This window comes from Rhodanobacter sp. OR87, from assembly GCF_000473345.1.
Taxonomy (GTDB): domain Bacteria; phylum Pseudomonadota; class Gammaproteobacteria; order Xanthomonadales; family Rhodanobacteraceae; genus Rhodanobacter; species Rhodanobacter denitrificans.
In genome coordinates this window covers 1-14,285 of the sequence record NZ_AXBJ01000026.1, presented here as the reverse complement: position 1 = coordinate 14,285, position 14,285 = coordinate 1, and the positions used below count along the sequence as shown (strand labels likewise).

Sequence of the window (14,285 nt, the reverse complement as noted above, 5' to 3'; positions counted from 1 at the left end):
GGGTGAAGGGCGGGCGGAAAACCGGCAACGTTCAGAGGTGCATCTTGCGGTTCGCGTGGATCGACATCAGCACGCCGAAGCCGGTCAGCAGCGACACCGCCGAGGTGCCGCCGTAGCTGATCAGCGGCAGCGGCACGCCGACCACCGGCAGCATGCCGGCGACCATGCCGCCGTTGACGAACACGTAGACGAAGAAGCTCATGCCGATCGCGCCGGCGAGCAGGCGCGAATAGGTGTCGCGCGCCTCCATCGCGATCCACAGGCAGCGGCCGATGATGAACGCGTACAGCGCGAGCAAGGCGGCCACGCCGACCAGGCCGAACTCCTCGGAGAACACCGCGAAGATGAAGTCGGTGGTGTGCTCGGGCAGGAAATCCAGCCGTGATTGCGTGCTGTGCAGCCAGCCCTTGCCGAAGACGCCGCCGGAGCCCACCGCGATCTGCGACTGGATGATGTGCCAGCCGTTGCCGAGCGGGTCGGACTCGGGGTTGAGCAGGGTCAGCACGCGCTCGCGCTGGTACTGGTGCATGAAGTGCCAGCCGACCGGGATCATGCCGGCGACCGCGCCGAGCAGCAGGCCGATGCGCCACCATGCCATGCCGGACAGGAACAGCGCGAACGCGCCGGCCGCGGTCACCAGCACGGCGGTGCCCAGGTCCGGCTGCTCGGCGATCAACCCCGCCGGAATCGCGATCAGCAGGCCGACCATCACGATGTCCTTCCAGCCGGGCGGCAGCTGGCGCGGGTGCAGGTACCAGGCCACCATCATCGGCATGGTCAGCTTGAGCAGTTCGGACGGCTGGAAGCGCATGAAGCCGAGGTCCAGCCAGCGGATCGAGCCGCGGCCCTCGCCCAGGATCGCCACCACCACCAGCAGTGCGGTGCTGCCGGCGTACAGCCACGGCGTCCAGCCGCGCAGCACCGCCGGCGGGATGCGCGACACTACCAGCAGCAGCGCGCCGCCCAGCACGAAACGGGCGGCCTGGCCGCCGACCAGCGCCAGATTGCCGTCGCCGGCGCTGTACAGCGTGACCAGCCCGGTCAGCGCCAGCACGAACAGACCAAGCGCCAGCGGCAGGTCGATCCGCGGCCGGCTGAGGAGGCGGCGCGCGAAACGGCGCGCCCGTGCGTACAGCGCCTCGATCATGGCGTGCCCCCGCTGCTCGTCGCCTGCGCCGGCAGATCCTCGAGCGGCTCGCTGTCTTCCACGCCGGCGTCGGGCGAAACGTTCCCGGCCGGCACGGCAGCCGGCGCCAACGGCGCGACCGACACCGGCAGGCGTTTCGCGTCGGCAATCACGCCACCGCGCCCGGCCAGCCAGGTATCGAGAATCGCGCGCACGATCGGTCCGGCTGCCTCCGCGCCCCAGGCACCGGATTCGAGGATCGCCGCCACCGCGACCTGCGGGTTGTCGGCCGGCGCGTAGGCAACGAACCAGGCGCGGTGGCGGGTGGCCAGATAGGCCGTGTTGCGATTAGTGTCATAGGCCTCGGAGGTACGCGAGAATCGCTCGGCAGTGCCGCTCTTGCCTGCCATCAGGTACGGGAAGCCGACGCCCAGCTTGCGGCCGGTGCCCCGGGCGCCGTAGATCACCTGCTGCATGCCCTGGTTCACCACGTCCCAGTCGGACGGCTTGCGGATCAGCGACGGTCCGCTGGGCGGATTGGCCAGTGCCTGCGGCTTCGCGTTGACGCCGTCCTGGGTGGCCATCACCACGCGCGGCGCGTACGGGATGCCGTGGCCGGCGAAGGTGGCGATCGCATGGCTCAGCTGCAGCGGGGTGACCGCCCAGAAACCCTGGCCGATGCCGGCGATCACCGTCTCGCCGGGATACCACGGCTGCCTGAGGTTCGCCGCCTTCCACTCGCGCGAGGGCAGCACGCCGGACGACTCGCCGATCAGGTCGATCCCGGTCGGCCGGCCGAAGCCGAACTTGCCCATGTATTCGCTGAGCCGGTCGATGCCCATGTCCAGCGCGAGCTTGTAGAAATACGTGTTCACCGACTGCTCGATGGCGCCGACCAGATCGACCCGCCCCACGCCGCCGCGCTGGTCGTCGCGGTAGCCGCGCTGCTGGCCGGGAATGTAGAACACGCCGGTGGAGACCACGCTGTCCTGCGGCGTGCGCATGCCGGTCTCCAGCCCGGCCAGGCCGATCAGCGGCTTCACCGTGGAGCCGGGCGGGTACACGCCGCGCAGGGCGCGGTTGTACAGCGGCTTGTCGGGGTCGTTGGTCAGCGCGGCGTAGTCGGCCTGGCTGATGCCGTTGACGAACAGGTTGGGATCGAAGCTGGGCACGCTGACCATCGCCAGCACCTGGCCGTTGCGCGGATCGATCGCCACCGCCGCACCGGGGCGGCCGTCGAACGCCGCCTCGGCGGCCTTCTGCAGGCGCACGTCGAGGCTCAGGTAGAGGTTCCTGCCGGGCGTGGGCGCGTGTGTTTCCAGCACGCGCTGGGTGCGCCCGTCGGCATTCACTTCCAGCAGCTCGTAGCCCGGCGTGCCGTGCAGGATGTTCTCGTAGGAGCGCTCGATGCCGCTGCGGCCGACGTGGCTGGTGCCCTGGTAGCGCTGCGGATCGAGCCGTTCCAGGTCGTCCGCATCGATGCGCCCGACATAGCCCACCACGTGCGCGAACAGCCCGCCGAAGGGATAGCGCCGGGTCAGGTAGGGCACCACGTCCACGCCGGGAAAGCGCCAGCGGTTCACCGCGAAGCGGGCGATCTCGTCTTCGCTCAGGCGCAGCTTCAGCGGCACGCTCTCGAAGCGCCGGCTCTGCCTGAGCTGCTTGCGGAACGCGTCCAGGTCGTCCTGGTCCAGCGGCACCACCTGGCCCAGCCGCTCCAGCAGCGCCGGCATGTCCTTGACCTGTTCGGGCACCACTTCCAGCCGGAACGCCGGCACGTTGTCGGCCAGCAGCACGCCGTTGCGGTCGTAGATCAGCCCGCGTGCCGGCGGGATCGCGCGCGGCTTGACCCGGTTGGCCTGCGAACGGGTGACGAACTCGTCGTGATGCAGCACCTGCAGGAACACGAAGCGGCCGACGAGCAGGCACAGGCACAGTACGATCAGCACGAAGCCGGCCAGCGCGCGACGCCGGAACAACAGGCTTTCGCCGCGGGGGTCCTTGATCGAACGCCGGGGTTTCATGTCACGGGTTCACGGCTCATTGGATCCGCAGCCGCGCGCGCAGGTCGTCGAGCAGCAAGAACAGGAACGGCCATAGTGCAGCGCCGACGAACGGCGAGATCCACCAACTGGCCGGCGGCAGCGAGGCGCCAGCCAGCACGCGCACGATCAGCAGCAGGATGCGGTCGTTCAGTAGCAGCGCCAGCACCGCCAGCGCCTGTTGCCACATCGGGAAGAAGCGCAGCCGCGAACGGAAACGCAACGCGATGAACGCCAGCGCGCACAGGCGCAGCGCCTGCTCACCCAGCACCACGCCGTTAAGCAGGTCCGCCGCCAGACCCACGCTGAAGGCCAGCCCCAGGGTGACCCGGTCTTCCGATTCCAGCGACCAATACAACAGGACCAGGGCCGGCCAGTACGGCTTGAACGGCTCCAGCACGCCGGGCAGCGGCACCAGCATCGACACCAGCGCGAACACCAGCGTGCCGACGAACCACCACAGGCTCAGGCGTTGCCGGTTCATCGCGGCGCTCCGACGGCTGCCGGCGGGGCGGCCGAGGTGGCGCCGGTCGGCGCCAGATCAGTCGGCGGCCCCATCGGCGTCACCGGCGCCGGCGGGCCATCCGGCTCGGCCAGGTCGTGCAGCAGCAGCACGTCCTCGCCGCGGTCGAGATCCGCTGCCGGCTGCGCCATCGCCACCAGGAACATGCCGGTCGCCGAGGGCGCCACCGAGCGCACCTCACCGACCGGGAAGCCCGGCGGGAAGCGCCCGCCGATCCCCGAAGTGAGCAGCTTGTCGCCCGCGCGCACGTCGGCCGCCAGCGGAATGGTCGGCAAGCTGAGCTGGTCGCCGTCGCGCGAGCCGTAGGCCACCGTGCGCAGGCCGGTGCGTTCGATCACCACCGGGATCGCATGCGCCGGATCGGTGATCAGCATCACCACCGAGGTGGTCGGCAGCACTTCCTTCACCTGGCCCATCACGCCGTGCGCGTCGATCACCGGCTGACCCGGCCTGACGCCGTCGCGGGCGCCCATGTTCAGCGTGAGCCGATAGCGGTAGGCGCCGAGATCCACGCCGATCACCCGTGCCAGCTGCACGTTCAGCTCCAGGCTGTGCTGGGTGTCGAGCAGTTCCTTCAACCGCTGGTTCTGTTCGGCCACCGCAGCCATCCGGTTCAACTTGGCGTTCGCCAGCAGCAGGTCTTCGCGCAGGCGCTGGTTCTGCTCGGTCAGCCGCTGGCGATCGGCGAACGCCACGCTCACGGTGCGAATCCCGACCGCCGGCAGGCCGGCCAGCCGGTATACCGGCTCGACCACGGCCGAGGCGGCATAGCGCAGGCGCCACAGCCAGCCGTTGCGATGGTCGAGCACCATCAGCACCACGGCCAGTGCGAGATAGACGATCAGCCGCAGCGTGCCGGCGGCATTGCCGGCGAACAGCGGCGAGGACTCGTCACGGGTGCGCGCCATCGTGGACGCGGCTTATTCGGGCGCGAAGAAATCGCTGCCGTGCTGATCGATCAGCTCCAGCGCCTTGCCGCCGCCACGCGCCACGCAGGTCAGTGGATCGTCCGCCACTTGCACGTGCAGGCCGGTCTCCTCGGAGATCAGCCGGTCCAGATCGCGCAGCAGCGCGCCGCCGCCGGTGAGCACGATGCCGCGCTCGGCGACGTCGGAGCACAACTCCGGCGGGGTCTGCTCCAGCGCCGACTTGACCGCCGCCACGATGCCAGCGAGCGGCTCATGCAGCGCCTCCAGGATCTCGTTGGAGTTGATCGTGAACATGCGCGGCACGCCCTCGGCCAGGTTGCGGCCGGAGATCTCGATTTCCTTGACCTCGCCCTGCGGGAACGCACAACCGATCTGCAGCTTGATCCGCTCGGCGGTGGATTCGCCGATCAGGGTGCCATGGTTGCGCCGCACGTAGTTGATGATGGCCTCGTCGAAGCGGTCGCCGCCCACGCGCACCGACTGCGAGTAGACAATGCCGTTGAGCGAGATCACCGCCACTTCCGAGGTGCCGCCGCCGATGTCCAGCACCATCGCGCCGCGCGCCTCGTGCACCGGGATGCCGGCGCCGATCGCGGCAGCCATCGGCTCCTCGATCAGGAACACGTCGCGGGCGCCGGCGCCTTCGGCCGATTCCTTGATCGCGCGGCGCTCGACCTGGGTCGAACCGCACGGCACGCAGACCAGCACGCGCGGACTCGGGCGCAGGAAGCGCGACTTGTGCACCTGCTTGATGAAGTGCTGCAGCATCGCCTCGGTCATGGTGAAGTCGGCGATCACGCCATCCTTCATCGGCCGCACGGTGGCGATGTTGCCCGGCGTGCGGCCGAGCATGCGCTTGGCGTCGCTGCCGACCGCAGCGATCGTGCGCGGGCCGCCGGGGCCGCGATCCTGGCGGATCGCCACCACCGAGGGCTCGTTCAACACGATGCCCTGGCCGCGCACATAGATCAGCGTGTTGGCCGTGCCGAGGTCGATGGAGATGTCGTTGGAGAAGATCCCGCGAAACTTCTTGAACATGGGTCCGCCGTGGTTCGGCCTGGCTAAAAAGTAAGCTCGCCAGTCTAGTCAGCGTGACCGGCATGCGCAAGGACAATAACGTTAAGAAACCCTTGTACAACACGACCATAAGCACACTTTCTGCGCCTCGAAATGAACTGGGGGCCGCCGCCGGAAGTCGCCAATCCGGGCGGATGGCGGTACGATTCACCGCTTTGACCGGAGCCGTCCGGCCCGGCCTCATGCCGGACACGGCTGCCGCTCTTTCCATACCTTGCTCCGGGGGCTCCCGCACACATGTCTGCCGTCATCTGCGGATCGCTGGCCTACGACACCATCATGGTGTTCCAGGACCAGTTCAAGAACCACATCCTGCCCGACCAGATGCACATCCTGAATGTGTCGTTCCTGGTGCCGCGGATGCGCCGCGAGTTCGGCGGCTGCGCCGGCAACATCGCCTACAACCTCAAGCTGCTCGGCGGCGACCCGCTGCCGGTGGCGGCCGTGGGCCAGGATTTCGGGCCGTACCGCAAGCACATGGAGCAATGCGGCATCCGGCTCGACGGCGTGCGCGAATTCGACGACCAGTTCACCCCGCAGTGCTTCATCACCACCGACCTGGACAACAACCAGATCACCGCCTTCCATCCCGGCGCAATGTCCAGTGCGCAGGAAAACCACGTGCGGGACATTCCACAGATCGACTTCGCGATCGTTGCTCCCGACGGCCGCGAGGCGATGCTGCAGCACGTCGACGAGTTCGCCCTGCGCGGCGTACCGTTCATCTTCGACCCGGGCCAGGCAATGCCGCTGTTCAGCGGCGACGAGTTCCGCTCGATGATCGGCAAGTCGACCTACGTGATCGTCAACGACTACGAGTCGCAGCTGCTGCAGGCGCGCACCGGCTGGAGTGCCGCCGAGATCGCCGAGCAGGTGACGGCGTACATCGTGACCCAGGGCCCGCGCGGCTCAGTCATCCACGCCGGCAGCGACACCCACCACATCCCGCCGGCGCGCGAGCGCCAGATCGTGGACCCGACCGGCTGCGGTGACGCTTATCGCGCCGGGCTGATCTTCGGCATCATGCGCGGCAAGGACTGGCCGACGACCGGCCGCATGGCCTCGCTGATGGGCGCGCTGAAAGTGGAGCACCCCGGCACGCAGAATCAGCGCTTCAGCTACGGCGAGTTCGCCGCAGCATTCCTGGACCAGTTCGGTTACGGCCTGGACTGATCGCGGCTTGAAGGCGGGCGCGGTCGCGGCGGCCAGCGCGCCGGCCTTCAATCGACGCGAAAGCCGATGGTGGCGTTCACCGCAGCCAGCCAGCCGCGATACAGCCGCTCACGGCGCGACGCCTCCATCGCAGGCAGGAAGCGCCGGTCAACCTGCCACAACGCCGCAATCTGCTCGCGGCTTTCCCAGAAGCCCACGGCGAGACCGGCCAGGTAAGCCGCGCCCAGCGCCGTGGTCTCGGCGACCTTCGGCCGCAGTACCGGTACGCCGAGCATGTCACTCTGGAATTGCGCCATGAAGTCGTTGGCGATCGCGCCGCCATCCGCGCGGAGTTCCTTCAACGGAATGCTGGCGTCGGCCTCCATCGCGGCCAACACGTCGCGCGACTGATAGGCCATCGACTCCAGCGCCGCGCGCACGACATGCTCCTTGCGCGTGCCTCGCGACAAGCCGAACATCGCGCCGCGCACCTCACTGCGCCAGTACGGTGCGCCCAGCCCGACGAAGGCCGGTACCACATACACGCCTTCGCTGGATTCCACGCTCTCCGCGCACGCCTGTGAATCGCTGGCCCGTGCCAACATCTGCAGGCCATCGCACAACCACTGCACCACCGCGCCGGCGACGAAGATGCTGCCTTCCAGCGCGTACTCGACGGCCCCATCCAGTTCCCACGCAATCGTGGTCAGCAGCCCGTGGCGCGACGGTACGGCCCGGGCCCCGGTATGCATCAGCATGAAGCAGCCCGTACCGTAGGTGTTCTTGGCCATGCCGGGCTCGAAACAGGCCTGGCCGAACAGTGCCGCCTGCTGGTCGCCGGCCACGCCGCTGATCGGCACGCCGGCCGGCACGCCGGGCAGTGCCACGGTGCGGCCGTAGACCTCGCTGCACGAGCGCACCTCCGGCAACATGCTGCGCGGAATATCCAGCATGCGCAGCAGTTCGTCGTCCCACTGCCGCATGTGGATGTCGAACAACAGCGTGCGCGCGGCGTTGCTGACGTCGGTGGCGTGCAGCCCGCCCCCCGTCAGGTTCCAGAGCAGCCAGCTGTCGATCGTGCCGAACAGCAGGTCGCCGCGTTCCGCGCGGGCACGTGCGCCAGCGACATGATCGAGGATCCAGCGGATCTTGCTGCCGGAAAAGTACGCGTCGATCAGCAGTCCGGTCTTCTGGCGCACCAGCGCGGCATAACCCTCCGCCTCCAGCCCCTCGCAGATCGCCAGGCTCTGTCGCGATTGCCAGACGATCGCGTTGTGGACGGGTCGGCCGGTATGGCGATCCCACACCACGGTGGTCTCGCGCTGGTTGGCGATACCGATGCCGGCCAGCTCGCGCGCGCCAACCCGTGCCGCGCCCAGCACCTCGCCAACCGTCGCCAGCACGCTGGCCAGAATCTCCTGAGGATCGTGCTCGACCCAGCCTGGCCGGGGGAAGATCTGACGAAACTCGCGCTGCGCCGAGCCGACCACGCCACCGGCCCGGTCGAACAATATGGCGCGCGAACTGGTGGTGCCCTGATCTATCGCCAGTACATAACGTTGTGCCACAGCCATTCCTTCCACGCGAACCTGCCGGCAAAGATTAGCAAGAGAGCGCGCGCACGGCGGATCCCGGGGGGCTCCGGAGCGGCGCCGAAGGTGTTGGCGCACGGGCGGCAACACGCTGCTGGCCGAGACCCGGGGTGAAGCGCCAGCCGTACCAAAGCCCCCGAGCGTTGCCGTTGGGGGAGTGAGGCTGATAAAGACGAAGGCCTCCCCGGATGGGGAGGCCTTCTAAGGATAAAGCCCCTGGCGGTGACCTACTCTTGCATGGCAAAGCCACACTACCATCGGCGCATGCGCGTTTCACTTCTGAGTTCGGGATGGGATCAGGTGGGACCACGCCGCTATGGCCGCCAGGGAAGGGGTGGGAGCAGCGCTGACGCGCCGGCTCCGCATTTTTGAAGAGTCCGCCACGGATGGCGGGGTTTTGACTCTTCTTTTCGTGAGAGGGATCTCACGTGAGATAAATCGTAAACGAGTGACAAGCGTCGAGGTGAATTCGATATTTGGCAAGTGCCTTGGAACGATCGCTCTTTCGAAGGCTCCGGCCATGGATGGCCGGTAGCTTCGCAGAGGGACCTGCGTAAAACAAAGCCACTTGGGGTTATATGGTCAAGCCGCACGGCTCATTAGTATCAGTTAGCTGAACGCATTGCTGCGCTTCCACACCTGACCTATCAACCACCTGGTCTTGATGGTGCCTTAAGGAGAGTCAAGCTCTCGGGAGATCTCATCTTGGGGCGTGCTTCCCGCTTAGATGCTTTCAGCGGTTATCACTTCCGTTCATAGCTACCGGGCAATGCCTCTGGCGAGACAACCCGAACACCAGCGGAACGTCCACTCCGGTCCTCTCGTACTAGGAGCAGCCCCCCTCAAATCTCCAACGCCCACGACAGATAGGGACCGAACTGTCTCACGACGTTCTGAACCCAGCTCGCGTACCACTTTAAATGGCGAACAGCCATACCCTTGGGACCGGCTACAGCCCCAGGATGTGATGAGCCGACATCGAGGTGCCAAACACCGCCGTCGATATGAACTCTTGGGCGGTATCAGCCTGTTATCCCCGGAGTACCTTTTATCCGTTGAGCGATGGCCCTTCCATACAGAACCACCGGATCACTAAGACCTACTTTCGTACCTGCTTGATCCGTCGATCTCGCAGTCAAGCACGCTTATGCCTTTGCACACAGTGCGCGATGTCCGACCGCGCTGAGCGTACCTTCGTGCTCCTCCGTTACTCTTTGGGAGGAGACCGCCCCAGTCAAACTACCCACCATACACGGTCCCTGACCCGGATTACGGGCCGAGGTTAGAACGTCAAGCACTTCAGGGTGGTATTTCAAGGATGGCTCCATGCAAACTGGCGTCTGCACTTCAAAGCCTCCCACCTATCCTACACAGAAGAACTCAACGTTCAGTGTAAAGCTATAGTAAAGGTTCACGGGGTCTTTCCGTCTTGCCGCGGGAACGCTGCATCTTCACAGCGAATTCAATTTCACTGAGTCTCGGGTGGAGACAGCGCCGCTGTCGTTACGCCATTCGTGCAGGTCGGAACTTACCCGACAAGGAATTTCGCTACCTTAGGACCGTTATAGTTACGGCCGCCGTTTACTGGGGCTTCGATCAAGAGCTTCGCCTTGCGGCTGACCCCATCAATTAACCTTCCAGCACCGGGCAGGCGTCACACCCTATACGTCCACTTTCGTGTTTGCAGAGTGCTGTGTTTTTGATAAACAGTCGCAGCGGCCAGGTTACTGCGACCCTTCAATGCTCAGTCACGCACGTGACCACATCGAAGGGCGCACCTTCTCCCGAAGTTACGGTGCCATTTTGCCTAGTTCCTTCACCCGAGTTCTCTCAAGCGCCTTGGGATTCTCACCCTGCCTACCAGTGTCGGTTTACGGTACGGTTTTTCTACAGCTGAAGCTTAGTGGCTTTTCCTGGAAGCGTAGTATCGGTCACTTCGCCCAAAAGGGCTCGTCTCGGTGCTCGGCATAAAGGATCCCGGATTTGCCTAAGATCCATGCCTACCGCCTTTCCCCGGGACAACCAACGCCCGGTAGACCTAACTTTCTCCGTCCCCACATCGCACTGTAGAAAAGTGCTGGAATATTAACCAGCTTCCCATCGACTACGCATTTCTGCCTCGCCTTAGGGGCCGACTCACCCTGCGCCGATGAACGTTGCGCGAGGAAACCTTGGGCTTTCGGCGTGGGGGCTTTTCACCCCCATTATCGTTACTCATGTCAGCATTCGCACTTCCGATACCTCCAGCAGACTTTACAATCCACCTTCACAGGCTTACGGAACGCTCCTCTACCGCGTGCACTTGCGTGCACACCCCGAGCTTCGGTGCATAGCTTAGCCCCGTTAAATCTTCCGCGCAGACCGACTCGACCAGTGAGCTATTACGCTTTCTTTAAAGGATGGCTGCTTCTAAGCCAACCTCCTGGCTGTCTATGCCTTTCCACATCGTTTTCCACTTAGCTATGACTTTGGGACCTTAGCTGCGGGTCTGGGTTGTTTCCCTTTTCACGACGGACGTTAGCACCCGCCGTGTGTCTCCCGGATAGTCTGTCCTGGTATTCGGAGTTTGCCATGGTTTGGTAAGTCGCGATGACCCCCTAGCCATAACAGTGCTCTACCCCCAGGAAGATTCGTCCGAGGCGCTACCTAAATAGCTTTCGAGGAGAACCAGCTATCTCCGAGTTTGTTTAGCCTTTCACTCCTATCCTCAGCTCATCCCCATCTATTGCAACAGATGTGGGTTCGGTCCTCCAGTGCGTGTTACCGCACCTTCAACCTGGCCAAGGATAGATCACTCGGTTTCGGGTCTACTGCCAGAGACTATGCGCCCTATTCAGACTCGATTTCTCTTCGCCTCCCCTATACGGTTAAGCTTGCCACTGACAGTAAGTCGCTGACCCATTATACAAAAGGTACGCAGTCACCCTTGCGGGCTTCCACTGCTTGTACGTATACGGTTTCAGGGTCTATTTCACTCCCCTCTCCGGGGTTCTTTTCGCCTTTCCCTCACGGTACTAGTTCGCTATCGGTCAGTCAGGAGTATTTAGCCTTGGAGGATGGTCCCCCCATGTTCAGACAAGGTTTCACGTGCCCCGCCTTACTCAATTTCACACAAAGTGCCCTTTCGTCGACTGGGCTATCACCATCTATGGCCGGCCTTTCCATGCCGTTTGACTAGAACACAATGTGCTTTTGGGCTAGTCCCCGTTCGCTCGTCGCTACTCAGGGAATCTCGGTTGATTTCTTTTCCTCCGGGTACTTAGATATTTCAGTTCCCCGGGTTCGCCCTGCATGGCTATGTATTCACCATGCAGTACTCCTTGCGGAGTGGGTTTCCCCATTCGGACATTGCCGGATCAAAGCTTGTTGCCAGCTCCCCGACACTTTTCGCAGGCTGCCACGTCCTTCATCGCCTCTGACTGCCAAGGCATCCACCGTATACGCTTAGTCGCTTGACCATATAACCCCAAGTCGCCTCGGGGCATGCACCCTCCTCAGGTGCAGCCAAGTTACTTCGTTTTCGTGCCTTAACACTTGCCTCGGTTCGGTTCGAACCAAGACGCTTGTCACTCGTTTACTTGTTTTCAAAGAACGTCACACCGGCCTCAATGCCGGATGACTTCAAATCTTGTGTGTGCTGATACTTCACGCGGCGCTTGAGTGGTGGAGCCAGTCGGGATCGAACCGACGACCCCCTGCTTGCAAAGCAGGTGCTCTCCCAGCTGAGCTATGGCCCCATGGTGGGTCTGGGTGGACTCGAACCACCGGCCTCACCCTTATCAGGGGTGCGCTCTAACCACCTGAGCTACAGACCCATGAAAGGTGAACCCCAGAACCCGCGAGCCAAGCTACCTGGTCCCGCTTGACGTGGCCGTAAGCCTCGTTCGAAGCGGCTGTTGTGAAGAGTCCGGCCATGGATGGCCGGTCTTGATGTCTGCTCTTCGCAACAGGGACGTTGCGTAAAGCAAACCCTTCGCGTGAAGTACAGGTGTCTTGTGTGGACGTCTTGCGTGAAGACTCACGCCGTCGTTTCTTGAAAGGAGGTGATCCAGCCGCACCTTCCGATACGGCTACCTTGTTACGACTTCACCCCAGTCATGGACCACTCCGTGGGCGTCGTCCCCCTTGCGGTTAGACTAACGCCTTCTGGAGCAACCCACTCCCATGGTGTGACGGGCGGTGTGTACAAGGCCCGGGAACGTATTCACCGCGGCATAGCTGATCCGCGATTACTAGCGATTCCGACTTCATGGAGTCGAGTTGCAGACTCCAATCCGGACTGGGATCGGCTTTCTGGGATTGGCTCCACCTCGCGGTCTTGCAACCCTCTGTACCGACCATTGTAGTACGTGTGTAGCCCTGGCCGTAAGGGCCATGATGACTTGACGTCATCCCCACCTTCCTCCGGTTTGTCACCGGCAGTCTCCTTAGAGTTCCCACCATTACGTGCTGGCAACTAAGGACAAGGGTTGCGCTCGTTGCGGGACTTAACCCAACATCTCACGACACGAGCTGACGACAGCCATGCAGCACCTGTGTTCCGATTCCCGAAGGCACTCCCGCATCTCTGCAGGATTCCGGACATGTCAAGGCCAGGTAAGGTTCTTCGCGTTGCATCGAATTAAACCACATACTCCACCGCTTGTGCGGGCCCCCGTCAATTCCTTTGAGTTTCAGTCTTGCGACCGTACTCCCCAGGCGGCGAACTTAACGCGTTAGCTTCGACACTGATCTCCGAGTTGAGACCAACATCCAGTTCGCATCGTTTAGGGCGTGGACTACCAGGGTATCTAATCCTGTTTGCTCCCCACGCTTTCGTGCTTCAGCGTCAGTGTTGTCCCAGATGGCCGCCTTCGCCACTGATGTTCCTCCCGATCTCTACGCATTTCACCGCTACACCGGGAATTCCACCATCCTCTGACACACTCTAGCCACCCAGTATCCATCGCCATTCCCAGGTTGAGCCCGGGGATTTCACGACAGACTTAAGTAACCGCCTACGCACCCTTTACGCCCAGTAATTCCGATTAACGCTTGCACCCTTCGTATTACCGCGGCTGCTGGCACGAAGTTAGCCGGTGCTTATTCCTCAGGTACCGTCAGCCCCATAGGGTATTAACCCGTGGTATTTCGCTCCTGATAAAAGTGCTTTACAACCCGAAGGCCTTCTTCACACACGCGGCATTGCTGGATCAGGCTTGCGCCCATTGTCCAATATTCCCCACTGCTGCCTCCCGTAGGAGTCTGGGCCGTGTCTCAGTCCCAGTGTGGCTGATCATCCTCTCAGACCAGCTAGCGATCGTCGCCTTGGTGGGCCATTACCCCGCCAACTAGCTAATCGCACATCGGTTCGTCCTGCCGCGCGAGGCCCGAAGGTCCCCCGCTTTCTCCCGTAGGACGTATGCGGTATTAGTCCCGGTTTCCCGAGGTTATCCCCCACGTCAGGGTAGATCCCGATGCATTACTCACCCGTCCGCCACTCGCCACCCAAGGAGCAAGCTCCTCTGTGCTGCCGTTCGACTTGCATGTGTTAGGCATGCCGCCAGCGTTCAATCTGAGCCAGGATCAAACTCTTCACTTAAGTTTTCGATCAACCGAAGTCGATCTATCTTTCTGAAGCGTATGTTCCCAACCAATCAAAACTCATTACTGACTTTTTACTTGGTGGGACGCTTGCATTGCTTGGACAGGTCGCAACCCTCCAGCACAAGACGTCCACACAATTCACCTGCGCACACTGTCAAAGATCTTCACCTTGCCGACCACCGTTTCGGTGATCGCCCCGTGACCTTTCGTCCCGGGTGAGCCGCCCATTCTACATCGCTTTTTACGACCGTCAACACC

General features: G+C 63.3%; 7 protein-coding genes, 2 tRNA genes and 3 rRNA genes. 1 reads left to right on the top strand and 11 read right to left on the bottom strand.

Going from position 1 to position 14,285, the window contains the following annotated elements:
* Positions 1 to 31 precede the first annotated feature (31 nt).
* The 5 genes from rodA to RHOOR87_RS0116020 are packed head-to-tail and all read right to left on the bottom strand — an operon-like array spanning position 32 to position 5,658.
* A complete protein-coding gene (gene rodA, locus RHOOR87_RS0116040) occupies positions 32 to 1,147 on the bottom strand; it encodes a rod shape-determining protein RodA (protein WP_015446645.1) in 1,116 nt (371 codons plus the stop codon).
* On the bottom strand, positions 1,144 to 3,150 hold the full coding sequence (mrdA, locus tag RHOOR87_RS0116035; protein ID WP_015446644.1) for a penicillin-binding protein 2: 2,007 nt from the start codon (positions 3,148 to 3,150) through the stop codon (positions 1,144 to 1,146). Before mrdA ends, rodA begins: the two co-directional genes overlap by 4 nt.
* A 16-nt stretch (positions 3,151 to 3,166) precedes the next feature.
* Positions 3,167 to 3,652, bottom strand: coding sequence for a rod shape-determining protein MreD (mreD, locus tag RHOOR87_RS0116030; protein ID WP_027485588.1), 486 nt, complete (start codon positions 3,650 to 3,652; stop codon positions 3,167 to 3,169).
* Positions 3,649 to 4,599 carry a rod shape-determining protein MreC gene (gene mreC, locus RHOOR87_RS0116025; RefSeq protein ID WP_027485587.1) on the bottom strand — a complete coding sequence of 317 codons (951 nt, stop codon included), beginning with the start codon at positions 4,597 to 4,599 and terminating at the stop codon, positions 3,649 to 3,651. Before mreC ends, mreD begins: the two co-directional genes overlap by 4 nt.
* A gap of 12 nt (positions 4,600 to 4,611) precedes the next feature.
* A complete protein-coding gene (locus RHOOR87_RS0116020; protein WP_015446641.1) occupies positions 4,612 to 5,658 on the bottom strand; it encodes a rod shape-determining protein in 1,047 nt (348 codons plus the stop codon).
* A gap of 276 nt (positions 5,659 to 5,934) precedes the next feature.
* Here RHOOR87_RS0116020 and RHOOR87_RS0116015 point away from each other — a divergent pair, with 276 nt between their 5' ends.
* Positions 5,935 to 6,870: a carbohydrate kinase family protein gene (locus tag RHOOR87_RS0116015; RefSeq protein WP_015446640.1), complete on the top strand. Its 936-nt coding sequence runs from the start codon at positions 5,935 to 5,937 to the stop codon at positions 6,868 to 6,870.
* A gap of 47 nt (positions 6,871 to 6,917) precedes the next feature.
* On the opposite strand, the gene glpK is transcribed toward RHOOR87_RS0116015, so the two are convergent.
* The 6 genes from glpK to RHOOR87_RS19335 form a co-directional block, all read right to left on the bottom strand.
* On the bottom strand, positions 6,918 to 8,417 hold the full coding sequence (gene glpK / locus RHOOR87_RS0116010; protein ID WP_027485586.1) for a glycerol kinase GlpK: 1,500 nt from the start codon (positions 8,415 to 8,417) through the stop codon (positions 6,918 to 6,920).
* A gap of 238 nt (positions 8,418 to 8,655) precedes the next feature.
* Positions 8,656 to 8,769 (bottom strand): 5S ribosomal RNA (gene rrf / locus RHOOR87_RS0116005).
* A gap of 250 nt (positions 8,770 to 9,019) precedes the next feature.
* Positions 9,020 to 11,899: ribosomal RNA gene (locus tag RHOOR87_RS0116000) — 23S ribosomal RNA — on the bottom strand.
* Between the two features lie 203 nt (positions 11,900 to 12,102).
* A tRNA-Ala gene (locus RHOOR87_RS0115995) sits at positions 12,103 to 12,178 on the bottom strand.
* A 1-nt stretch (position 12,179) separates the two neighbouring features.
* Positions 12,180 to 12,256, bottom strand: a tRNA-Ile gene (locus tag RHOOR87_RS0115990).
* 221 nt (positions 12,257 to 12,477) lie between these two features.
* A 16S ribosomal RNA gene (locus RHOOR87_RS19335) occupies positions 12,478 to 14,022 on the bottom strand.
* The 16S, 23S and 5S rRNA genes sit together here with 2 tRNA genes alongside, the layout of an rRNA operon.
* Between the last annotated feature and the right edge of the window lie 263 nt (positions 14,023 to 14,285).